Consider the following 22240-nt stretch of genomic DNA (forward strand, 5'->3'; position numbering starts at 1 on the left):
GATCAGACGATGGCCAACAGGATACTGCCAACGGTTGCCGCTGCGGAAAGATATTGCCCCGCAGAGTATGAGCCGTCTTCTTCCTCTTCTAATTTTTTAGGATGTTCCATTCCCAGAGCACCATAAGTAAATGATTCGACTTTATCACCAACACTTTTATCTTCACTAACTTTGTTTTCTTTGTCGATTTCTTTCAGTGCGGCAAGCAAAGCTTTCCCTTCGTCAGATAAGATGACTTTGTTCTGCTCAACTTTTGTGAATTCATTGGTTTTATTTGGCGCACTCTGAGCTGTCGGCGCAATCTGTTTCGCTTTAACCGACTGAGGTGAATACAAAGTTGTAGATCCTGTTGCTTTTACTGGGTCCATAACATTCTCCTGCCCATCTCCTTAAATGTTAACGGAGGTTGAAGGAAAAACTTGAGTCATTTTTTCTCAAAATTCTTCCTGCAAAGAAGACAGCAAAAAATATGCCCGAATTGGAGTGGTGTTTATATTTTTCGATAAACCCGCAGTGTGAAGTCCGCTTCACAGTGAAATGTCTCTTGCTGTTGTAATGTTGTTTTGACAGCGTCACTGGCGCGCCAGGCAAAAGGTGTCATTTGAAGTAAGTTAAATGCGTCTGTACCACTCATCTGCATCGGATAATGTAACTGCTCTTCATGAACCGGGATAAATCCTTCAATGGACTCTACCTGTGGATTATGGAGACGAACATCTTGATAAATCAGTGCTTTTAACTGATATAGATGACGTGCGGCCGGTGTCACGGTGACCACAATGCCCTCAGCTTTCAGACAACGTTGGAGTTCTTCTGATTTACAGGGTGCGTAGATACGCAAGATCGCATCGATACTTTGTGCGGCAAAAGGTAGCCGGTGACTTGATGCAATACAAAACTGGCAATTGGGGTATCGTTTGGCAGCATAGCGAATCGCAGGTTTGGAGACATCCAGACCATAGACCTCCAAATCGGGAATGTCGGTGTGCAGGGTTTTGGCAACATGCGTGGTGTAATACCCTTCGCCACAGCCGATGTCCAACAGCAAAGCAGCAGGTTGTGAAATAAATTGTGCGCAGAGCTGAGCCGCTTTATCACGCATGGCAATATAGTAACCCTGTTCCAGAAAATGACGTCTGGCTTGCATCATCGCTTTGTTATCACCGGGATCTTTGGAACGTTTATGCTGGACGGGCATCAGATTGACATACCCTTCTTTGGCAATATCAAACTGATGGCGATTGATACAACGGAATGTACCGGATTCTTGCTGAAGTGGGGCGTCACACAATGGACATTGATAAGACATAATCAGCCTTGTATTTCGTATCGATTGGAGGCGGGCAGTGTATCGGGTTCCACCGCAAATAAAAAGCGCTTGTCAGGCTTATCGCCATGCAAGAGACAAGCGCTAACGATAGACCGGTTAATCTGCTGCTGAGAGTTTCGTTTTCAATTGATACTGTTCACCCGGTTGCAAAGTAATCCCGGCAGAAATACAGGGAGCGTGAACGGTGGATTCAATACACAGCATGGTTTGATAGCCTTCGTCAGTCATATCTGCCATTGACTGGGCTCCTTGTGACCAAGGATTCCATAGGACAGCTGAATTGTGGCCCTCGTTTTCAACCTGAATCGTCCGTTTTAGCACCGGATCATGCAGGTGAATCTGTGGCGCTGGCTTGGTGTAAACGCGGTCGATAGTATCCGTCAGTTGTAACTCATCATCGCCCTGACACATCATATTATTTTGCAGGCTATCAATATATTCGTTGCCCATGCCAGTTGTTGTGGTTTGCCGGATATCACCGACATGCAAATAGGTATGTAGTGCCCCGGAGAAGTGCCAGGCTCTTTCGTCTTCGTTGGTTATCTCCAGCGTGACTTCAAGCGTGTCGCTAATGGCAACGTGCAGCAGTAAGCTGAATTGATATGGCCAGATTGCCAGTGTTTCAGGATTGTCTGTCAGACCGAGTGTCACCACTACACCCGCTTCACTTTCCCGGTGTTCAACCAGTGCCCATTGTTGGGTACGGGCAAAACCGTGAGACGGTGAACCAATCCGGGCAAACCAAGGCCAGCAAACGGGGATACCACCACGTAGAGGGGTTACGCCATCAAATTTGGCAGCGTCACTCATCCAGATTAAATCTGCTTTGCCGCTTGGCTGAAAGGAAATTACATGTCCACCGTATAAAGAAATGCCGGCGGTTGCCTTATCGTGTATGACACGCACTATTTTCGTGTTCTCTCGCTCTACGATTGAGACACAGTCAGAAAGATTGGTCAGGGTGGGGAAAGCATGTAAATCCATTTTTTCATCCTCGCATTTTGGTGTCACCGGAGATTAGGTTTAACAAGTGATCGGTCTGAAAATATAAAAGGCGGCTGAAAGCCGCCTTTTGAACAAGTTCAGATTGAATCCGGATTACTTAATTACTTAGAGATATGAGCAATCAGATCAAGAACTTTGTTTGAGTAACCGATTTCGTTATCGTACCAAGATACAACTTTTACGAATTTGTCAGTTAGTGCAATACCGGCTTTCGCATCGAATACTGAAGTGCAAGTTTCACCGATGAAGTCTTGAGATACGACTGCATCTTCAGTGTAACCAAGTACGCCTTTCAGTTCGCCTTCAGACGCTTCTTTCATTGCTTTACAGATATCTTCGTAAGAAGCACCGTTCACAAGGTTGACAGTCAGGTCAACTACAGAAACGTTTGCTGTTGGTACACGGAAAGCCATACCAGTCAGTTTGCCGTTCACTTCAGGAAGTACAACGCCTACTGCTTTTGCAGCACCGGTTGATGATGGGATGATGTTCTGAGAAGCACCACGACCACCGCGCCAGTCTTTTGCAGAAGGACCGTCAACAGTTTTCTGAGTTGCAGTTGTTGCGTGAACTGTAGTCATCAGACCAGATTCGATACCAAATTTGTCGTTCAGCACTTTAGCGATAGGTGCCAGACAGTTTGTTGTACAAGAAGCGTTAGAAACGATGTCTTGACCTGCGTAAGTGTCGAAGTTGACACCATTAACGAACATTGGCGTAGCGTCTTTAGAAGGACCAGTCAAAACAACTTTTTTAGCCCCGGCAGTGATGTGCTTACGCGCAGTTTCGTCAGTCAGGAAGATACCGGTTGCTTCAGCAACAACGTCAACACCGATTGCATCCCATTTTAGATCTTCTGGGTTGCGCTCTGCTGTGACACGTACAGTCTTACCGTTAACGATCAGGTTACCGCCTTCAACTTCTACAGTTCCGTTGAAACGACCATGAGTTGAATCGTATTTTAACATGTATGCCATGTAATCTACGTCGATCAGATCGTTAATACCAACAACTTCGATGTCGTTACGCTCTTGTGCTGCACGGAAAACAAAACGGCCGATACGGCCAAAACCGTTAATACCTACTTTGATAGTCATTGTAGTTGCTCCACAACTTAATTTCTTGATGAAAGATACTGGTAGTAAAATTACAGAAACCGACTCATCTCTGCAACCAATAATCCTACTTTAGTTGTTTAAAATCAAAAAAGTGAACCTTTCTTTCTATTGGTTACATTTATTCTACAATCTAGTCTCTGCCAATCACCAGTTGGTCTAGAATACCGAAGCATCCATGGTATTCTAAAAAATCTCAACGAATGATGTTAAGGTGTTGAAGTATGTGCTACAACACCGAGGATGTGCAAGTTTTTCATGAAAAAAACATGATAAAACCGAGCACGTGAAAGTAAAGTTCCAAGTATGAGTTGTGAGGATATGAAACAGGTTAAAAAATCAGAATCTCAGTGGCGTCAAGCGCTTACCGATGAGCAATTTCGCGTTTGTCGCCAGCAAGGCACCGAGATGCCGTTTTCAGGGACGCTACTGCATAACAAAGAGACGGGCATCTATACATGCACTTGTTGTCAGGCTCCGTTGTTTTCCTCAGCGAGTAAGTATGATTCTGGATGTGGCTGGCCAAGTTTTGATGCACCGATCAGTGCCGATGCAATTCGATATTTACAGGACGACAGTCATGGTATGCGCCGGATTGAAATCCGTTGCGCTGCTTGTGACAGTCATCTCGGACATGTTTTTGATGATGGTCCTCAGACGACCGGCGAACGTTATTGTGTCAATTCGGTGTCGTTAATTTTCAACAAAAATGATCAAGAGTGAGTGTTTTTTCATCACTATTGTATGATTTGTACAGAATGGTTATTTTTTGAACTCAGGTATCATAGATGGGTGATATTCTTGATTTTCTACAGCATCAATAATCATATCAGCGATATCATCTAACATGCTGAATTTTTCATCACTGAAACCGTACATTAGCTGGATATTTTGGGTTGATGCGATAGGTACACCAAAGTGTTTGCCGACCATCGCCCAAATATAAGACGCTTCTTGATGACGAAGCAGTTGGTTCAAACTGGCTAATGATTCTAGGATACTGGTATTTAATGACTCCGGATCAGAGAGTTCCAGTGCGTGATTGAGCAGTTTGATGGTTTTTTCTCTGTCTCTGTCAATGTAGAACGTCGCCAGTGCATATTGAAGGGCCGCTGTTTCCATCTCTGGTTTGCCTTCCAACTGTAAAAATTGCCGACGAGCTTGTGTATCACCCGTTTGACTCCATAAAAAATAGAGTGAAGAGGGGGTGTTAAATTGCATAAGCTCTTTTTCCAGGCGTTCCATATTTTTCCCGGAATTGAGTAGGGCATTGAAGCGCCTTTTCTTGAGATCGGCTTGATCAATCGGTTGAATCTGAGCGGCAACTTCCAGACATTTTTTATATTGCTGAGTGAGTTGGTACTCAGTAATTTTATTGATATCAGTCGGGTCTTTGTTGACTTCGAGACGATGCCAGATGAGATTGGTTCTGGCGACACGGCATTGCCCGTCATTAATGTTCAGCTCTTCACATCGGAGCTCAGGGTGATCCAGACAGAGTCTGTCTGTGTTTCTGGTATTTTCAAAACAACCGTTCAACAGGAGAACAGCGATAGCAAGACTAGTATACTTCATTGGTTGTTGCATATAACGATAGCCTGTGATCATATACAATTATTTATACGACATATCTTGACGTTAGCAGCTGAAACTTCATTATGTTGAATTGTTTGTACAACCAACCATCCGGGATATGTAATGGATACTCAACAACTCATCGATGCGATTACACCTGAGGCTTACCAACGTTTACTCTATGCTGTTGAAACAGGTAAGTGGCCCGAAGGTACGACACTTTCTGCACGACAGCGAGATTCATGTATTCAAGCTGTGATGTTGTACCAATCTAAGCATAATGCACAGCCGGAACATATGACAGTTGCTGCGGGCGGAGAAATTTGTTTCAAATCGAAGTCTGAGTTGAAAAAGCAGTTCCAAGCGGGGTCGGCAGAAGAAGATATTTTGCGGGTTAATCCCCATCAAGCCGAGTGATGTTGGGTGTCGTTGATTGAAGTCGCACTCCCAGTGTTAGCTGGGAGTGCGTAGTGAATTGTCGTCGTAGATACATCTGTATTGATATTGTGAAAGAAGTGTTTACCTGAAAAACATGTTTATTTTGGTAAACAGGACTGTTCTACAGACTCATTTCTCCCCGTAGGACTTTTTGCATCTCTGATTTGACAGTTTCGTAGTCAAGCCCTTTACTCAAAAGATAATGCAGTTTTGCCAGTGCAGCTTCCGGCGTCATGTCGAACCCGCTGATGACTCCCGCTTCTGCCAGTGCGCTTCCGGTCGCATAGCCGCACATATTGACTTTCCCGGCAAGGCATTGAGTGAGGTTAACCACAATCACACCACGTTCTGAAGCCGCTTTGAGTTGTGCGAGTAACTCTGGATTTTGCGGGGCATTGCCGACACCGAAGGTCAGCAGAATCATGGCATTGACGGGTTGAAGCAGTGTATTGCGGATCACCTCGTGGGAGATGCCCGGATACATGGTAATCACCCCGATGGGTTGTGGGGTGATATCACTGACCTGAAAAGGGCCGTTTGGCTGCTTGCCGACGGTCACATGACTACTCACCGAGATATTGATACCGGCTTCCAGTAGTGGCGGCAGGTTGGGTGAAGTAAATGCATTAAAGCCGTCTGCATGGGATTTGGTGCTGCGGTTGCCTCTCATGAGCTGGTTGTTGAAAAACAGCGTCACTTCGTTGATGGGATAGTTTGCAGCAATGTGCAGCGCGTTGAGCAAGTTGGCTTGTCCATCGGAACGCAGTTCGGCCAATGGAATCTGTGAGCCAGTTACAATGACCGGTTTTCCCAGATTTTCTAGCATGAATGACAGCGCTGAAGCGGTGTAAGCCATCGTATCCGTTCCATGCAGAATGACGAAGCCGTCATATTGCTCGTAGTTGTTGCGGATATCATCAGCGATGAGTTGCCAGTCTTCAGGCGTCATATCTGATGAATCGATCAGCGGATCGTATTCGTGGATGGTGTATTCAGGCATTTCCGGACGATGAAACTCGGGCATACCCGCGAGTTGCTTTTCCATAAAGCCAGCCACCGGGACATAGCCGTGTGATGATTTTTGCATACCAATCGTGCCGCCCGTATAGGCAATGTAGATATGTTTTCTTGCCATGACTGAAATTACTCTTCTATCAAGTTCAGGGAGTGCGATTATAGCGGAATCATGCGTAATAAAAAGGGCGACAGTGTCGCCCTTGATCACGATTAATGCTTATTCGACCTCACAATTGAGACAGAATGCATACTGTCCTTTGGGGTCGTTCAACTGGTTGAGTAGCGTTGCATCACTGAGGATTTTCTGGGTTGTTGAACGCAGACTCTCGGGGAGGAGCGCCGTCACATCCAGCCCCAGTGATACCCGGGCTTCCGAGAAGAGTCCAATCAGTAATTTTTGCATGGTTGAAACCGGTTCTTCCAGCCAGTTGAGTTGATAGTCATCCACTTTGGCAAGTTGGGCAGCCAGAGCTACGGCATCATCAAAATCACCCATTTTATCGACTAAACCGAACTTGAGCGCATCCTGACCCGTCCAGACGTGTCCCTGTGCTACTTTATCTACGTCTTGCAGAGACAAGTTACGATGTTCTGCGACCAACGAAATAAAGCGCTGGTATCCGTGCTCTATCGTTAACTGCAAGGCTTGTTTGGTACCATCAGACAGCCCGGTAGTAATACCTTGGCCGGAAAATGGGGTTGTCCCCACACCGTCGGTGGATACACCGATACGATCCAGACTGTGTTCAAAGGTGGTCAGCACACTGAATATGCCGATCGAACCGGTGAGTGTCGTGGGTTGGGCAACAATTTGGTCAGCACTGGTTGACAGCCAGTATCCCCCTGAGGCGGCAAGGCTCGACATCGAGACAACAACCGGTTTGCCCGAGGCTTTCAACGCATCAATTTCGCTGCGGATGGCTTCAGACGCTGAGGCACTGCCTCCCGGGCTGTCAACCCGTAACACAACCGCTTTAATATGTGGATCATTGCGTGCTTCTCTCAGCAACACACTCATATTCTCTGAGCCAATCGCTTCACCACGAGGTTGATTGCCATCCATGATTGTTCCTGAAGCGACAATTACAGCGATTTCGTTTTGCGATGTCAGGCTTGGTTTCAACTGTGAGTCGAGAGAGTTAAGGTAGTCGTAGTAACCAATCGAACGATAACCATCTTGGCCATCGCTGCCAAATGTCTCGGTTAATTCCGCACGCATTTGTGGACGGGATGCCAGTTCATCAACCAGCCCGAGATCGAGTGACAATTTGGCGATATCGCCGTGGACGCGTTTCAGTTGCGTCAGAAAATCATCCATCGACAAGCGTAACTTTTCCGGCGGGATATTTCTGTTGGCTGCAACGTCGGTCAGATAGGCATCCCAGAGTTGTTGTAGCCAGCGCTTGTTCGATGCTTTTGCTGCGTCCGACATATCATCGCGCATAAACGGTTCAACCGCAGACTTGTAAGTGCCGACGCGGAAGATATGGGTCGTGACATCAAGCTTGTCGAGCAGGGTTTTGTAATATAAACCGTAAGCACTGTAGCCTTTGAGCATTACCAGTCCGTCGGGAGACATTAGAATTTTGTCAGCGTAACTGGCCAGATAATACTGGCTTTGTGTGTACAGGTTACCGACTGCAAATACCGGTTTGCCACTGGTTTTAAATTCATTAATTGCTTTTGCGATATAACGTAACTTAGTCAGGTTGGTTTCAGACATCTCTCCGAGTGAGAGCACCAGTCCCGAAATCTGTTCATCATCCTTTGCATGGCGAATGGTATCGACGATATCAAACAGAATATTTTCTTTCGGCAGTGAGTCACCGAGTAGTGAACTGGCAATTGAATCAATCGATTGAACATAAGTGGCTTGTTCACGGATGGGGCCGGATAAGTTCAGCACCAGCGCAGAGGGCTGATGAATCTGAATGTTTGTATCCTCTTGTGTGGATTGAGTATACAGGATGTAAATGATGACAAGAGTGAACAGAAACAACAAGTTCGTAACGAGATGGCGGAACAGGGTGATCGTTTTCCAGATAAACCGAAAGATCATACCGATGGCTTTTAGTATTGTTTTCATAATCGCTTTAACATCGTGGCTGATTAGGCACCATGGTCGATAAAACCGATGGTACACGGTGTATGGTGATATGATCCTACGTGATAACCCAGAGAGGAACAACTATTCCGTTATGAGGCAGGCTGGATTGCCGTGTCAGAAGAGTCAATACGATTTATTGGGCGGGGTTCAAAGGGGATTTCAGATGGGACATTCTGCCATCGAATCATCCCCAACAGACGAAAATCCATTGGGGACATGATTGACTCGGCGTCTACAGAATAACGGTTTTATTGCCGTAGACAAATACCTTGTCATTCAACACATTTGCCAACGCTTTGCTTAAAACATTCTTTTCGACATCACGTCCTGCTTGCGCCATATCCTGAGCACTGAATGTATGATCAACAGGGATGACATCTTGTTTGATGATTGGCCCCTCATCGAGATCATCAGTGACGAAGTGTGCGGTCGCACCAATAATTTTGACACCCCGTTCATAGGCTTGCTGATAAGGCTTGGCACCGATAAATGCCGGCAGGAAGCTGTGGTGGATGTTGAGGATACGGTGATGGTATTTTTCAACAAAGGTGGGGGTCAGAACACGCATATATTTTGCCAGCACAATATAATCCGGCTGATACTGATCGATCACTTCAAGCATTTTCTGTTCGTGTTCCTGACGATTGAGACCATCATGAGAAACACAGTGATAAGGGATATCAAACCGTTCAGTCAGCGTTTGTAACTTATCGTAATTGCCGATGACCGCTGCAATGTCTACGTCCAGACTGCCGTCGTAGCTTTTGATCAGGATATCGCCCAGACAGTGAGCCTCTTTGGTCACCAGAATCACGATTTTCTTGCGTGAAGAACCGATCAATTTATATTTGGCACCTTCGGGGAGCGCCTGATCTAAATCAGCGTTCAGGGTTGTGTCGTTAAAATAGCCTTCCAGCTCGGTACGCATAAAAAAATGGCCGCTGGTATTATCGACATATTCATTGTTGTGAATGATATTGAGCTGATGCTTGTAACAAATATTGGTAATTTTAGCGATCAGGCCCGGTTTATCCGTGCAATGTGTGAGGAGCGTTTTCTTTTCCATCAATGATGACTTCCGATGATTTTTTTTGAATTAAAAACTATTTCAGAGTACCCAAAACGGTGATGAGTTCCACAATACTGCGGCTATAATTAATCTATTCTCAATAGACTTTCAACCTAATAACAAAAGTAATTTCCCTCGGCTTATCTAGTTGGTCTTTATTTCGGGCAACCGTTGTGTATCACATTTTTCATCAAGGTGGTGGTTATGGATAAGGAATTGCTGGCTCGTAAATTATATGTTGAGCGTGTCCACGAGTTAATGGGAACTCATGAAATCGATGAGATCGTCTTGAATGCGATGTGGGAAAGTAAAGCCTCTCCTGCTGATGCCGCCAGAGTGATGTTGGAGCAGCCGACCAATGTACTGGAAGCCGCCTCTTGGTTACAACGGTACCTGAACCGCAAGTAACCCCTTCATCGAGCGTTTTGCAGCGTGAATCGTAAGAGAAAGGTTCGCGCTGCTTCATCAAACCTGACATAATCGCATATTATATTTTTAAATCCTCTATGCGATGATCGAACAGACTTTTTCAGCTCATGGTGCTTTGGGGAAAGCCATCCCCGGATTTCAGCCGCGTCAGGCTCAGCTCGATATGGCCAGAGCGATTGAATCCGCTATCCGTAATCAGTCACAGCTGGTGGTTGAAGCAGGAACGGGGACCGGAAAAACCTTTGCCTATTTAGTCCCGGCGTTGATGAGCGGCAAAAAAGTGGTCATCAGCACGGGCTCGAAAAACCTGCAAGAGCAGTTATTTCATCGTGATTTACCGTTGATTGTTAAAGCTATCGAATTTTTCGGCCAGATTGCCTTACTTAAAGGGCGCGCGAATTATTTATGTCTGGAACGCCTGAATCGACAGATGGTTGAGAGTCACGGTCATGAAACGGATTCCCAGCATTTTGCCCAGCTGTTTCAGATCCGGCGCTGGGCATCGGAGACCAAAACCGGTGACCTCGGCGAGTGTGAAACGTTACCGGAAGATAGCCTGATCATTCCGACCATTACTTCGACCAATGATAATTGTCTGGGCAAAGACTGCCCGGATTTTCAGGATTGTTTTGTCTCGAAAGCACGTCGAAAAGCGATGGATGCGGATATTGTGGTGGTCAATCATCATCTGTTTCTGGCTGATCTCGCAATTAAAGAGACAGGCTTTGGCGAGCTCATTCCCGAAGCCGAAGTCTTCATTTTTGATGAAGCCCATCAGCTACCGGATATCGCGAGTCAGTATTTCGGACAGTCACTGACCAGCCGTCAGATTCAGGAACTGGCGAAAGATATTGAGATCGGCTATCGCACCGAAGCGAAAGATATGCGTCAGTTGCAAAAAATCAGTGATAAGCTGATTCAAACCGCGATGGATGTCAGAATCGCACTGGGCGAGCCCGGTTATTGGGGCAACTGGCGCGAAGCTCTCCGCCAGCCCAAAGCGGGTCAGGCGATTGAACGTTTGGCGGACAGTCTTGAGTTTGCATTAGAGGTACTGAAACTCGCGTTAGGACGCAGCCAGTTACTGGATACGGCGTTTGAACGAACCAGTACCATTCATGCGCGTCTGAAACGAGTCTGTGATGTCTCGATTACCGGCTATTCCTACTGGTTTGATACCACGCCTCGCCACTTCGGACTGCATATCACGCCGCTTTCTGTCGCAGATAAATTTCAGGAACAGATCAAGCTTAAGCCGGGCACGTGGATTTTCACTTCGGCAACATTGGCGGTCAATCATGATTTTAGTCATTTCAGCCATCGTCTGGGGCTGATTCCCGAACAACAGTTTTCCCTGCCGAGTCCGTTTGATTATCAAAAGCAGGCTCGGCTGTGTGTCCCGCGTTATCTGCCTGAACCAAATTCACCGGGGCTGGCCGACAAATTAGTCGCTATGCTTACGCCCGTTATCGAGCAGAATCAGGGGCGCTGTTTTTTCCTGTGTACGTCACACCAGATGATGCGAGATTTAGGCGAACGATTCCGTCAATCTCTGGCATTGCCGGTACTATTACAGGGGGAAACCAGTAAGCAGAAAACTCTCTCTGAGTTTATGTCGCTCGGCAATGCTTTGCTGGTTGCAACCGGTGCTTTCTGGGAGGGGATTGATGTTAGAGGCGATGCCCTGAGCTGTGTTATTATTGACAAATTACCGTTCACCGCACCGGATGACCCATTACTGAAAGCCAGAATTGAGGACTGTCGTCTGCAAGGCGGAGAACCTTTTCAACAGGTGCAACTTCCGGAAGCGGTGATTACCCTCAAACAAGGGGTTGGCCGACTGATTCGCGATGCAAGCGATAAAGGGGCGCTGATCATTTGCGACAATCGGTTAGTGACCCGGGATTATGGCGGCGTGTTTCTTGCAAGTTTACCCCCGATCCCGCGCACTCGTGATTTAGAACAGATACAAGCGTTTCTCCGTGATATATCGGAGCCGTCGCACTCGGAAAGTGATGAAGTGAGTACAGAGAGTTAAATGAGTCCAAAAATTCTTGCAATTGATACATCAACAGAAAACTGTTCTGTTGCATTGATGGTCGATAATCAATGCTTTGTCCGGCGTGACATTGCCCCACGGGATCATGCAAAAAAGATTCTGCCGATGGTCGATGAAGTGTTACACGAAGCGAACATTCAACTGACCGATTTAGATGCGCTGGCATTTGGTCGTGGTCCCGGCAGTTTTACCGGTGTTCGTATTTGTATCGGGATTGCTCAAGGATTGGCGTTTGGCGCCGGATTGCCGACGGTCCCCATTTCGACGCTGGAAGCGATGGCGCAAGGGAGTTACCGCTTATACGGTGCCAACCATGTGGCAACCGCCATTGATGCGCGGATGAGTGAGGTATACTGGAGCCGCTTTACCCGTCAGGATAATGGCGCTTGGCAGATCGTCGATGCGGAGTGTGTGATTCCGCCTCAGACATTGGCACAACAGCTTGAGCCGGACTCGAATGCATGGCGCTGTGCCGGAACGGGGTGGGCGGCTTATCGTGATGAACTAGCTCAATTACCGTTGCTGGCGGAACCGGGTGAGGTGCTTTATCCCGATGCCGAAGATATTGTATTTTTAGCCAAAATTGCGTTTGAGAACGGAAAAACGGTTCCGGCAGAAGAGGCCAGCCCGATTTATTTACGTGATCAGGTGGCCTGGAAGAAAATACCGGGTCGTGAATAGCCGTATCTCGCGAGCCAGATCATGCAGCATAAGCGGGCGGTGATGTGTCACCACCGATACACGAAGATAGGTGAGGAACATTATGGTTTCGATTCAGGGATTACCACCTTCGCGGATACCGGGAACCGGAAAATCATCGAAGGCAGCGAAAGCAAAACGGCAGGGTGATGCTTCAAGTGCTGCTTCCGGCACCTATGAACCGACTCCTGTTGCCAATGCTGTCACTCATTCGATGCGTTCGATGAAAGAGACCGAGCGTTTTCAGGAAAACCTGCAATATGACTTACCGGAGGGGCAGGCCCGTAAAGCGCTGGAGGCGTATTTCGGTGTCATGACTCAAGCCCGGCGGGAGGAACTTGCTCAGATGCTCGGGGTCGATATTTATATTTAATATGAGGGGAAACTCATGGTTCGCTATCATTTCAATCGTCGTATTGGCAAAGGCATGGCGATAGCCTTCGTCTGTTTGGTGCTTAGTGCCTGTGTGTCACTGCCGGATGAGTTGTCAGTACCTGACGGCGCAGCGGTGATTCAGGATTATCAAACTTTTTCCGCACTGAAGGGGACTCAGGCACCTTATGTACGGCTGGGTGGGGTGATTGCTGAGATTAAGAACCTGCCGAACCAAACTCGTCTGGAAATGGTCAATTTGCCCATTGATGCCAGTGGTAAACCTGATATCCGAGAAGAACCAAAAGGGCGGTTTATTGTGTATGTGAACCACTTTCTTGATCCGGTGACTTATGCAAAAGGCCGATTACTGACGGTACTCGGCAGTGCCATTGCACCGGAAAAGAGTCAGGTCGGTGAATACCGTGCTGAATTTCCGGCCTTGTCAGCATCGGCTTATCATTTATGGCGGGTGACGGAGCGTGTTGTCATTCATGAACCGGGCTCATTTTTACGTGATTGTGATCACTGGCGTTGTCGGGAGAGTTTCGGCTCGCAAACCGGTAAGGTGATACCTGAGGTCAAATAATTTTCTATGCTCGTGCAACACACTTATTCTATTGCTGAGCGGAACATTGCGGTGATTGAAACTCGCAATCATCAAACCGCAACATGTTCCGTCGTTTTCCTGCATGGCTGGCTGGATAATGCTGCCAGTTTTATGTCCGTGATGGAGGCTGTCGCGTATCAGGTTGCACCCCAGATTCATTTATGCGCGATTGATTTACCGGGACATGGTCTGTCAAGCCATAAGTCTGCAGACAACTTTTATGCATTTCATGACTATATCGATGACGTTCATCAATTTTTAGTGACATTGCCAGCGAAAAATAAGATTTTAGTTGGCCATTCGCTTGGTGGATTGATTGCAAGTTGCTATAGTGCCGCCTTTCCTGAATATGTCGATGGACTGTTTTTGATTGAGAGTCTCGGACCCTTGACCGAATCAGCAGAACATAGTGTCCAACGGTTACGGGATGGGGTGAATAGTCGTACCCGCATTCGACGTAAATCGCGCAGCAAAGGTTATGACCATTATGAGGCGGCTCTGAAAGTTCGGGCGGCACATTCGGCACTGCCGGAATCGATCATTGAGCCCATTGTTGCACGAGGTCTCGAATTGCGAGACGGGCAGTGGATGTGGCGGGCCGATCCGAAATTGTCTGCCCAGTCGTTATATCGAATGTCTGACGCTCATGCTGAAGCCGTGCTGGCTGCGATTCAATCTCCCTTTCACGTCGTTTTAGGGGACCAAGGGTACCCATCTTTAAAGTCATATTCCCAAGCTTTACTACCAGAGCAAATTGAGATTCAACATGTGAAGGGCGGCCATCATTGTCACTTAGAGTGTCCTGAGCGCGTTGGTCAGTTGATATCACAGTTTGTAATGAAAATTGATGAAACACCATTTTTTTAAATTAGAGTCTATACTTTAAATACTTTGATAATTTAACAAATAATTAACATATATAATAAGGCAGGGCATTGACCTGCCAGCACGAGGAGTATCTCTGTGGAGCATCCATGGCTTGCACGTTACCCAAATGATGTGCCTGAAACTATTAATCCAGATGTCTATTCATCTCTGGTTGAGATGTTTGAACAGTCGATCACGAAATACGCTGATCAGCCTGCTTTTGTCAATATGGGAACGGTGATGACCTTCCGCAAGCTGGAAGAGCGTAGTCGCGCTTTTGCCGCTTATTTACAAAACGAGCTACAACTCAAAAAAGGTGATCGCGTTGCTCTGATGATGCCGAATTTGCTGCAATATCCGGTGGCGTTGTTTGGTGTGTTACGGGCCGGTTTGGTCGCCGTCAATGTCAATCCGCTGTACACGCCCCGAGAGCTGGAACACCAGCTTAATGATGCTGGGGTCACCACGATTGTGATCGTCTCGAATTTTGCCGGAACCTTGCAGAAAATTGTACAACGGACATCGGTAAAACACGTCATCCTGACCAGCCTGGGGCAGATGCTGCCACGCGCGAAAGGGACCGTGGTGGATTTTGTCGTTAAATATGTCAAAAAACTGGTACCGCACTACCATTTACCCGATGCCGTTTCGATGCGGACAGCATTGAAACGTGGTCGTCATATGCAGTACGTCAAGCCTGCTATCGAAGGCGATGATACCGCGTTTTTACAGTATACCGGTGGGACGACGGGGATTGCCAAAGGCGCGATTCTCTCTCACCGGAACATGGTTGCCAATGTTTTACAGGCGAAAGCGGCTTACGGGCCGGTTCTGACTGAAGGACGAGAGTTGGTGGTGACTGCTTTGCCTTTGTATCATGTGTTTGCACTGAGTGTGAATTGTTTGCTGTTTATTGAATTGGGCGGACAAAACCTGCTGATCACCAATCCGAGAGATATTCCGGGATTCGTAAAAGAGTTACAACGCTACCCTGTTACGGCAATTACAGGGGTGAATACGCTATTCAATGCCTTGGTTCACAATGAATCATTCCGCAACATGGATTTCTCACGACTACATTTGTCTGTCGGCGGTGGGACTGCGGTTCAACGGGCGGTTGCCAATGAGTGGAAAAAGGTGACGGGTTTACATCTGCTTGAAGGGTATGGTTTAACCGAATGCTCGCCTTTGGTGGCCGGTAATCCCTATGACTTGACTGATTACAGTGGTGCGATCGGGCTGCCGGTGCCATCAACGGAGGTGCGGATTGTTGATGAGCATGGCCAAGTCGTTGGGTTTGATCAGACCGGTGAATTACAGGTTCGCGGGCCGCAAGTCATGACAGGATACTGGCAGCGTGAAGATGCAACCAAAGAAGTTTTAACTGACGATGGTTGGTTATCTACCGGTGATATTGTTCGGATGGATGAGCAAGGTATGTTATATATTGTGGATCGGAAAAAAGATATGATTCTGGTCTCCGGTTTTAACGTTTATCCGAATGAAATTGAAGATGTTGTTTCTATGCACAATAAAGTGCTGGAAGCCGCAGCGATCGGGCAACCTCATGATGTGAGTGGCGAAGTGGTGAAATTGTTTGTCGTCAAGAAAGATACCTCGCTGACAAAAGAAGAAATTATTGCTCACTGTCGCCAATATCTGACCGGATATAAGATTCCAAAACTGATAGAATTTCGCGAAGAGTTGCCGAAAACCAATGTCGGAAAAATATTGCGCCGTGCATTGAAAGATGAAAATCAGACGATGTTGAGTATGGAACAAGCCTAGTCGTCTGTGATTGAGACGTTTTGAGAAATGCCGACATCATGTCGGCATTTTTCTTGTACACAGACAACCTTGTTTGCATACAACCTTGTCTAAATACGATCTTGTCTGAATACAATGACCAGCGATACGATGGTCGGTTGCCCGACAATGAATGATAAAAGTGAGTAATTTTGAACTATCAAATGATTACCAGCTCAGATGAGCTTGAAGCGGTCTGCCGCAAAGCATTGCAGTGTCCGGTTGTGATGTTGGATACGGAATTTGTCCGGACCCGGACATTTCATGCCCAACTGGGGTTAATCCAGCTTTATGACGGAGAGTCCGTTGCGTTGATTGACCCGACAACCATTGAAGATATGACATCATTCGTCAATCTGTTAAAAGCACCGCAGGTGCTCAAAGTGCTTCATGCTGCCGGTGAAGATTTGGAAGTGTTCTACCATCAATTTGAGTGCGCACCGACACCGTTTGTCGATACACAGATTCTGGCAGCATTTATCGGGTATGGCCTGTCTACGGGATTTGCCGCGCTGGTGGCGGATTTCACAACGGTTGAGCTTGATAAAAGTGAATCCCGGACCGACTGGATGGCAAGGCCGCTGAGTCTCAAACAGCTCGATTATGCTGCCGCTGATGTGTTTTATCTGATGCCGGTTTATCAGCAATTGTGTGAAAAAGTTCAACAGAAAGGCTGGTGGGATGCTGCATTGGAAGAATCCCGGCTACAGGTTGAAAAGCGGACCCGAAGCTATCAGCCGACAGACGCTTATCTCGATATCAAAGGCGCATGGCAACTGGTACCCAAACAATTAGCGATCTTAAAACGTCTTGCGACCTGGCGTTATGAAGAGGCCTTAAAGCGTAATCTGGCTCTGAATTTTGTCATCAAAGAACAAGACCTATTGACCATTGCCCGGCTGGAATTAGTCAACTTCAAACGGATGGAAGCAGAAGGTATTGATCCTCGCTCGGTGAAACGCCACGGTGCAAAAATCAGCCAACTGGTCAAAGAAGGGCAGGCGGTCAGCGAAGCTGATTATCCGGCACGTATTATTCCTGTTTCAGATTATCCCGGATATAAACAGCTGTTTAAACGGCTCAAAGATCAAGTCAACGTGCAGTCTGAAAAGCTGGGGTTATCTCCGGAGTTTCTTGCTTCCCGTAAGCAGTTGAATCAATTACTGGGCTGGGTATGGAAGATGCAGACCGATCCGCAATATTTACCGGATCTCATGCAGGGATGGCGTAAAGAAGCGTTGGGCGATACCTTATACGAGATGGTGTCAGCCATTTAATGGTGTGCGATGAAGGTGAGTTGTCATTGAAAGGTGAAATGCGCATCAGCGGAAGATCATCATATAACCGGTGCTGATACCGATTATATGATGGCGAGCGGCCGTCGTGCTCGAGTGAGTTACTTCTCTTCTTCCGGCAATTTGACATTCAGTTCCAGTACAGACAGATCATCGCCTTTGTGTTCGAAAGTCAGTTCAACCATATCAGGGTCAATGGCAACATACTTTGCGATCACTTTCAGAATATCCTCTTTCAACTGCGGCAGATAGTTCGGAGCCGGATCGTTCTGACTACGGCGTTCGGCAACGATAATCTGCAAACGTTCTTTCGCAAGACTCGCGGAGGTTTGCTTCTTCGGGCGGAAAAACTCCAGTAATGACATACGTTCTTAACCTCCAAATAATCGTTGAAAAATGCCTTTTTTCTGCTCAGACAGAAAACGAAACGCCAGATCGTTGCCTGTCAGGCGCTCTACCGCATCATGATAAGCCTGACCGGCATCCGACTGATCATCAAAAATCACCGGCACCCCTTTATTTGATGCGTTGAGCACTGCCTGACTTTCGGGAATCACACCCAGTAATTTAATATGTAGAATCTCTTCGACATCTTCCACACTCAGCATTTCTCCCTGACTGACGCGAGTGGGGTTATAGCGGGTCAGTAACAGATGTTGTTTGATCGGTTCAAGACCTTGTTCGGCACGACGTGATTTCGAATCGAGAATACCAAGAATGCGGTCGGAGTCGCGCACGGAAGAGACTTCGGGGTTGGTGGTGATAATGGCTTCATCTGCGAAGTAAAGAGCCATGAGCGCGCCTTGTTCAATCCCTGCCGGAGAGTCACAGATAATAAAATCAAAGCCCATGCTGTCTAATTCATCAAGCACACGTTTGACACCATCATGCGTCAGAGCTTCTTTATCCCGGGTTTGAGATGCAGGCAAAATAAAGAGATTTTCAGAGCGTTTATCTTTGATCAGCGCCTGATTGAGCGTTGCTTCGCCCTGAATGACATTCACGAAGTCATACACCACCCGGCGCTCGCACCCCATAATGAGGTCTAGGTTACGTAAGCCGATGTCGAAATCGATGACTGCGGTTTTCATGCCTTTGATTGCCAAACCGGAGGCAATTGCTGCACTTGATGTCGTTTTCCCAACACCGCCTTTACCTGATGTAACAACAATAATGCGTGCCATTTGTTTCCCTTAAATTTACTTAAGTTTCCTTTGAGTAGGATTTAAATAGTGATTGGTTCAATGTGGAGCGTGCCGTCATGATAACTGAGCATCGCTTTTGTCTGCCAGTGTTCACTCGAAATTTGATCACTGAGCCAATAATTACCTGCGATAGAAATTAATTCAGCCTGTAAATCGTGACAGAATATTTTCGCCTGCTGTTGTCCGCTGGCGCCGGCAATGGCTCTGCCGCGTAAGCTACCGTAAATATGAATTGAACCATCGGCAATCACTTCAGCACCGGCACTAACGTGATTGAGAATGACTAAGTCAGAATTTTTCGCGTAGACCTGTTGACCGGAACGGATCGGGGTGGTGATGGTCTTAGTCGGTGTGATTGCTGCGGGTGCCTGACTTGGTGACTTGCTGGCAGTGAGAACGGCAAAGCCGGCTTCGGATGCGAGATTTTGCGTGCGCTTATCCCGGACACCCGTGATGCCGACAGGCACCATGCCCGTCTCATGAATCCCATGTTTTAACTGGTGAAAATCAAGTTCACCGTCAACTTGGGCAATGTTGAGCACAATGGGCGCAGCGGTGAAAAATGCCGGTGCCTGAGTCACTTTTTCTTTCAAGAACTCGACGGACTTTGAAATTTCACTGTCTGCAAGATGTAACACGGAGAGTGTAAAACTACTACCTTTAAGATCAGGTGTGATTGACATAGGTAATTTGGGCCTCAACTCATAAAACACTTTAGAAAGGGCATTGCCTGAAAGTAGGGCTGTCATGTTATAGTCACAGCTCAAACTCAGCAAGATATCTTACTTTTAATTGACGCTTTTAACCTCAAAACTAGGTTAACTTTATGTGTTGAGATCGTAAGTCTTGACATTCTGGTCGGGAAATATACAAAAGGCTCAGTAATGCTTTGTTCTATTTATAAAAGTCCTAAAAAAGAAGGCACCTATTTATACATTGAGAAAAAAGACGATTTCTCGAAAGTTCCGGAAGCACTGCTACAGATGTTCGGACGGCCGGTTTTAGTGATGACGATGAGTCTGGCAGGGAAAAGCCTTGCAAACGTTGATATTGAAAAAGTGAAAGCATCACTCATCGATGACGGGTTTTTCTTACAACTACCGCCGCCACCGGAAAATTTATTAGAAAGCTATAAAGCAAGGAAAGCAGCTCGACACGAACAGTAGTAGCGAAGACTTATCAGGATGAGAGGAGAGAAAATGAAAAAATTATGGTCAGTTGGATTGGGATTGATTCTGAGTTGTCCCCTCTATGCCAATACAGAGAGCTTCGAACAGTATGTCGATGGCCTCAAACAACAAGCGAAGCAGGAAGGGATTAGCCAAGCAACGATCAATGCAGCTTTTGAGAAGGTCACCTACCGTCCCAGAGCGATTGTTGCCGATAAGAATCAACCGGAGAAAAAGCTCACTCTGGACGAGTATATTCCTCGTGCCGTGCCGGACTGGAAAGTCGCTAAGGCGAAAAAGCTCTATCAGGAACACTATGATGAGCTGGTGAGAATCGGGAAACAATATGGTGTGCAACCTCGTTATATCGTCGCTCTGTGGGGGGTAGAGAGTAACTTTGGCTCGCTCACCGGCGGATACAACGTTGTTGATGCGTTGGCGACACTGGCTTATGACGGGCGTCGTGAACGATTCTTCCGCAGCGAAATGATGGCCGCACTGAAAATCCTTGAACAGCGACATATCACACCGCAGGCAATGAAAGGCTCATGGGCCGGAGCGATGGGGCAGTGCCAGTTCATGCCGAGCTCTTTTCTGGCCTTCGCTGCCGATGGTGACGGCGACGGGAAAAAAGATATCTGGGGCACGAGAGCCGATGTATTCGCATCAACGGCGAATTACCTGAGTCAGTCCGGCTGGAATGAACACATGATTTGGGGACGTCAGGTGCATTTACCGCGTGGATTCGATATGGGCTTGAGTGGACGGGGCAAAGATCAGGGTAAAATGCTTCACCAGTGGAGTGAGCTGGGCGTGACACGTTATGACGGTAGCCCGCTGCCTAAACTGAAACAGGATATTGAGGCTTGGCTCATCGCTCCCGATGATGAGCAGGGGCGCGTCTATTTGGTATATAACAACTATAACGTGCTGATGAAGTGGAACCGTTCTTATTATTTTGCGCTTGCGGTCAGCCACCTTGCGGATCGAATCATTATGAATTAGCCGGACGAGAACCGATATGCAAAAGGCTCCTTACCGGAGCCTTTTTTACATCTGTGCTATGAACCCTCATCAATGATATGAGGTGTTGTTCATATCAATAAACATCTCACTACGCATCAGTGTGGAACTGTTCACAAGCGAGCATGGTATTTTCAATCAGAGTAGCGACGGTCATCGGCCCGACACCGCCGGGAACCGGGGTGATATAGCTGGCTTTATTTTTGGCAACGTCATACTCGATATCACCCACCAGTTTGCCATCATCCATACGATTGATACCGACATCAATCACAACAGCGCCTTCTTTAATCCACTCACCCGGAATAAAATGTGGCTTGCCGACTGCGACAACCAGAATCTCTGCCTGACGGATAAATTGTTCTAAGTCTTTGGTAAAGCGGTGGCACGTCGTGGTAGTACATCCAGCCAATAGTAATTCGAGTGTCATCGGGCGACCGACAATATTGGATGCTCCGACGACAACCGCATGTTTGCCGCGTGGGTCAATGTTGTACCGTTCAAGCAGTGTCATGATCCCTTTTGGCGTGCATGAACGGAGGGTCGGAATCCGTTGTGCAAGACGTCCGACATTATAAGGGTGGAAACCATCGACATCTTTATCCGGCAGGATTCTTTCCAGAACCTGAGTTGCATCAAGACCGGCAGGGAGGGGAAGCTGAACTAAAATACCATCAATGCTTGGATCTGCATTGAGCTGATCAACTAACTCAAGTAACGCTTGTTGGGTGGTATTGGCCGGTAAATCGAACGATTTTGAAATAAAGCCGACTTCTTCACAAGCCCGACGTTTACTCCCGACATAAACATGGGAAGCAGGATCTTCCCCGACAAGAACCACGGCAAGTCCCGGAGCCCGAAGCCCAGCATCGGTTCTTGCTTTCACCCGTGCAGAGACTTCAGCACGAACGGTTTTGGAAATTAGGGTTCCATCAATATTTTGAGCAGTCATGGCTTACCTTCATGAGTCGCGAAACAAAAGAATAGCAAAATTTTTGCGCGCATTGTCGCAGATATTTCGAAGAACATCTATAAGCAAACGTTTGCTTC

At 47.0% G+C, this 22240-nt stretch carries 24 protein-coding genes; 12 read left to right on the top strand and 12 right to left on the bottom strand.

What is annotated here, in order from left to right; all coding sequences use genetic code 11:
- Positions 1-2: 2 nt before the first annotated feature.
- The 4 genes from AC55NX_RS10665 to gap all read right to left on the bottom strand — a co-directional run bounded on the left by AC55NX_RS10665 (position 3) and on the right by gap (position 3432).
- A complete protein-coding gene (locus AC55NX_RS10665) occupies positions 3-368 on the bottom strand; it encodes a hypothetical protein (protein WP_496995714.1) in 366 nt (121 codons plus the stop codon).
- 122 nt (positions 369-490) lie between these two features.
- A complete protein-coding gene (gene rlmA / locus AC55NX_RS10670) occupies positions 491-1309 on the bottom strand; it encodes a 23S rRNA (guanine(745)-N(1))-methyltransferase (protein ID WP_496995715.1) in 819 nt (272 codons plus the stop codon).
- A gap of 117 nt (positions 1310-1426) precedes the next feature.
- Positions 1427-2314, bottom strand: a complete 888-nt coding sequence (locus tag AC55NX_RS10675; protein WP_496995716.1) for a D-hexose-6-phosphate mutarotase — start codon at positions 2312-2314, stop codon at positions 1427-1429.
- Positions 2315-2436: 122 nt separating this feature from the next.
- A complete protein-coding gene (gene gap, locus AC55NX_RS10680; RefSeq protein ID WP_059120424.1) occupies positions 2437-3432 on the bottom strand; it encodes a type I glyceraldehyde-3-phosphate dehydrogenase in 996 nt (331 codons plus the stop codon).
- Between the two features lie 339 nt (positions 3433-3771).
- On the opposite strand from gap, the gene msrB reads away from it, so the two are divergent.
- Positions 3772-4173: a peptide-methionine (R)-S-oxide reductase MsrB gene (msrB, locus tag AC55NX_RS10685; protein ID WP_496995717.1), complete on the top strand. Its 402-nt coding sequence runs from the start codon at positions 3772-3774 to the stop codon at positions 4171-4173.
- A gap of 39 nt (positions 4174-4212) precedes the next feature.
- Here the strand turns inward: msrB and AC55NX_RS10690 are convergent, their stop codons facing one another.
- On the bottom strand, positions 4213-5025 hold the full coding sequence (locus AC55NX_RS10690) for a DUF2989 domain-containing protein (RefSeq protein ID WP_496995718.1): 813 nt from the start codon (positions 5023-5025) through the stop codon (positions 4213-4215).
- Between the two features lie 123 nt (positions 5026-5148).
- Here AC55NX_RS10690 and AC55NX_RS10695 point away from each other — a divergent pair, with 123 nt between their 5' ends.
- Positions 5149-5442, top strand: a complete 294-nt coding sequence (locus AC55NX_RS10695; protein WP_496995719.1) for a YeaC family protein — start codon at positions 5149-5151, stop codon at positions 5440-5442.
- Between the two features lie 142 nt (positions 5443-5584).
- On the opposite strand, the gene ansA is transcribed toward AC55NX_RS10695, so the two are convergent.
- The 3 genes from ansA to purU all read right to left on the bottom strand — a co-directional run bounded on the left by ansA (position 5585) and on the right by purU (position 9653).
- Positions 5585-6598 (bottom strand): asparaginase, encoded by a 1014-nt coding sequence (gene ansA / locus AC55NX_RS10700; RefSeq protein ID WP_496995720.1) that lies wholly within the window; start codon positions 6596-6598, stop codon positions 5585-5587.
- A gap of 99 nt (positions 6599-6697) precedes the next feature.
- Positions 6698-8566: a signal peptide peptidase SppA gene (sppA, locus tag AC55NX_RS10705; RefSeq protein WP_496995721.1), complete on the bottom strand. Its 1869-nt coding sequence runs from the start codon at positions 8564-8566 to the stop codon at positions 6698-6700.
- 253 nt (positions 8567-8819) lie between these two features.
- On the bottom strand, positions 8820-9653 hold the full coding sequence (gene purU, locus AC55NX_RS10710) for a formyltetrahydrofolate deformylase (RefSeq protein WP_059120429.1): 834 nt from the start codon (positions 9651-9653) through the stop codon (positions 8820-8822).
- Between the two features lie 207 nt (positions 9654-9860).
- On the opposite strand from purU, the gene AC55NX_RS10715 reads away from it, so the two are divergent.
- The 8 genes from AC55NX_RS10715 (at position 9861) to rnd (ending at position 17775) form a co-directional block, all read left to right on the top strand.
- A complete protein-coding gene (locus tag AC55NX_RS10715; RefSeq protein ID WP_038178474.1) occupies positions 9861-10064 on the top strand; it encodes a hypothetical protein in 204 nt (67 codons plus the stop codon).
- 103 nt (positions 10065-10167) lie between these two features.
- The gene (gene yoaA, locus AC55NX_RS10720; protein ID WP_496995722.1) at positions 10168-12123 is read left to right on the top strand and encodes a DNA repair helicase YoaA; all 1956 of its coding nucleotides are present in this window, start codon (positions 10168-10170) and stop codon (positions 12121-12123) included.
- Positions 12124-12825, top strand: a complete 702-nt coding sequence (tsaB, locus tag AC55NX_RS10725; protein ID WP_496995723.1) for a tRNA (adenosine(37)-N6)-threonylcarbamoyltransferase complex dimerization subunit type 1 TsaB — start codon at positions 12124-12126, stop codon at positions 12823-12825.
- 82 nt (positions 12826-12907) lie between these two features.
- The gene (locus tag AC55NX_RS10730) at positions 12908-13216 is read left to right on the top strand and encodes a hypothetical protein (RefSeq protein ID WP_059120433.1); all 309 of its coding nucleotides are present in this window, start codon (positions 12908-12910) and stop codon (positions 13214-13216) included.
- Between the two features lie 15 nt (positions 13217-13231).
- Positions 13232-13804: a Slp family lipoprotein gene (locus AC55NX_RS10735; RefSeq protein WP_496995724.1), complete on the top strand. Its 573-nt coding sequence runs from the start codon at positions 13232-13234 to the stop codon at positions 13802-13804.
- A gap of 6 nt (positions 13805-13810) precedes the next feature.
- On the top strand, positions 13811-14692 hold the full coding sequence (locus tag AC55NX_RS10740) for an alpha/beta fold hydrolase (RefSeq protein WP_496995725.1): 882 nt from the start codon (positions 13811-13813) through the stop codon (positions 14690-14692).
- Positions 14693-14788: 96 nt separating this feature from the next.
- Positions 14789-16480 (top strand): long-chain-fatty-acid--CoA ligase FadD, encoded by a 1692-nt coding sequence (fadD, locus tag AC55NX_RS10745; RefSeq protein ID WP_496995726.1) that lies wholly within the window; start codon positions 14789-14791, stop codon positions 16478-16480.
- 170 nt (positions 16481-16650) lie between these two features.
- Positions 16651-17775 (top strand): ribonuclease D, encoded by a 1125-nt coding sequence (gene rnd, locus AC55NX_RS10750; protein ID WP_496995727.1) that lies wholly within the window; start codon positions 16651-16653, stop codon positions 17773-17775.
- A 119-nt stretch (positions 17776-17894) separates the two neighbouring features.
- Here rnd and minE read toward each other — a convergent pair whose 3' ends face one another.
- From minE to minC, 3 genes are read right to left on the bottom strand one after another with little or no spacing between them, the layout of a single operon-like run.
- Entirely contained in the window at positions 17895-18158 is a 264-nt protein-coding gene (gene minE, locus AC55NX_RS10755; protein WP_059120437.1) for a cell division topological specificity factor MinE, read from the bottom strand.
- Positions 18159-18164: 6 nt separating this feature from the next.
- Positions 18165-18977, bottom strand: coding sequence for a septum site-determining protein MinD (gene minD / locus AC55NX_RS10760; RefSeq protein ID WP_059120438.1), 813 nt, complete (start codon positions 18975-18977; stop codon positions 18165-18167).
- A gap of 41 nt (positions 18978-19018) precedes the next feature.
- Positions 19019-19681, bottom strand: coding sequence for a septum site-determining protein MinC (gene minC / locus AC55NX_RS10765; RefSeq protein ID WP_059120439.1), 663 nt, complete (start codon positions 19679-19681; stop codon positions 19019-19021).
- A 201-nt stretch (positions 19682-19882) separates the two neighbouring features.
- Between minC and AC55NX_RS10770 the strand changes: the two genes are divergently transcribed.
- A complete protein-coding gene (locus AC55NX_RS10770) occupies positions 19883-20164 on the top strand; it encodes a YcgL domain-containing protein (RefSeq protein WP_496995728.1) in 282 nt (93 codons plus the stop codon).
- Between the two features lie 33 nt (positions 20165-20197).
- On the top strand, positions 20198-21172 hold the full coding sequence (locus tag AC55NX_RS10775) for a lytic murein transglycosylase (RefSeq protein WP_496995729.1): 975 nt from the start codon (positions 20198-20200) through the stop codon (positions 21170-21172).
- Between the two features lie 109 nt (positions 21173-21281).
- Here the strand turns inward: AC55NX_RS10775 and folD are convergent, their stop codons facing one another.
- Positions 21282-22142, bottom strand: coding sequence for a bifunctional methylenetetrahydrofolate dehydrogenase/methenyltetrahydrofolate cyclohydrolase FolD (folD, locus tag AC55NX_RS10780; protein ID WP_496995730.1), 861 nt, complete (start codon positions 22140-22142; stop codon positions 21282-21284).
- Between the last annotated feature and the right edge of the window lie 98 nt (positions 22143-22240).

The organism is Vibrio rubrogenes (assembly GCF_059641415.1).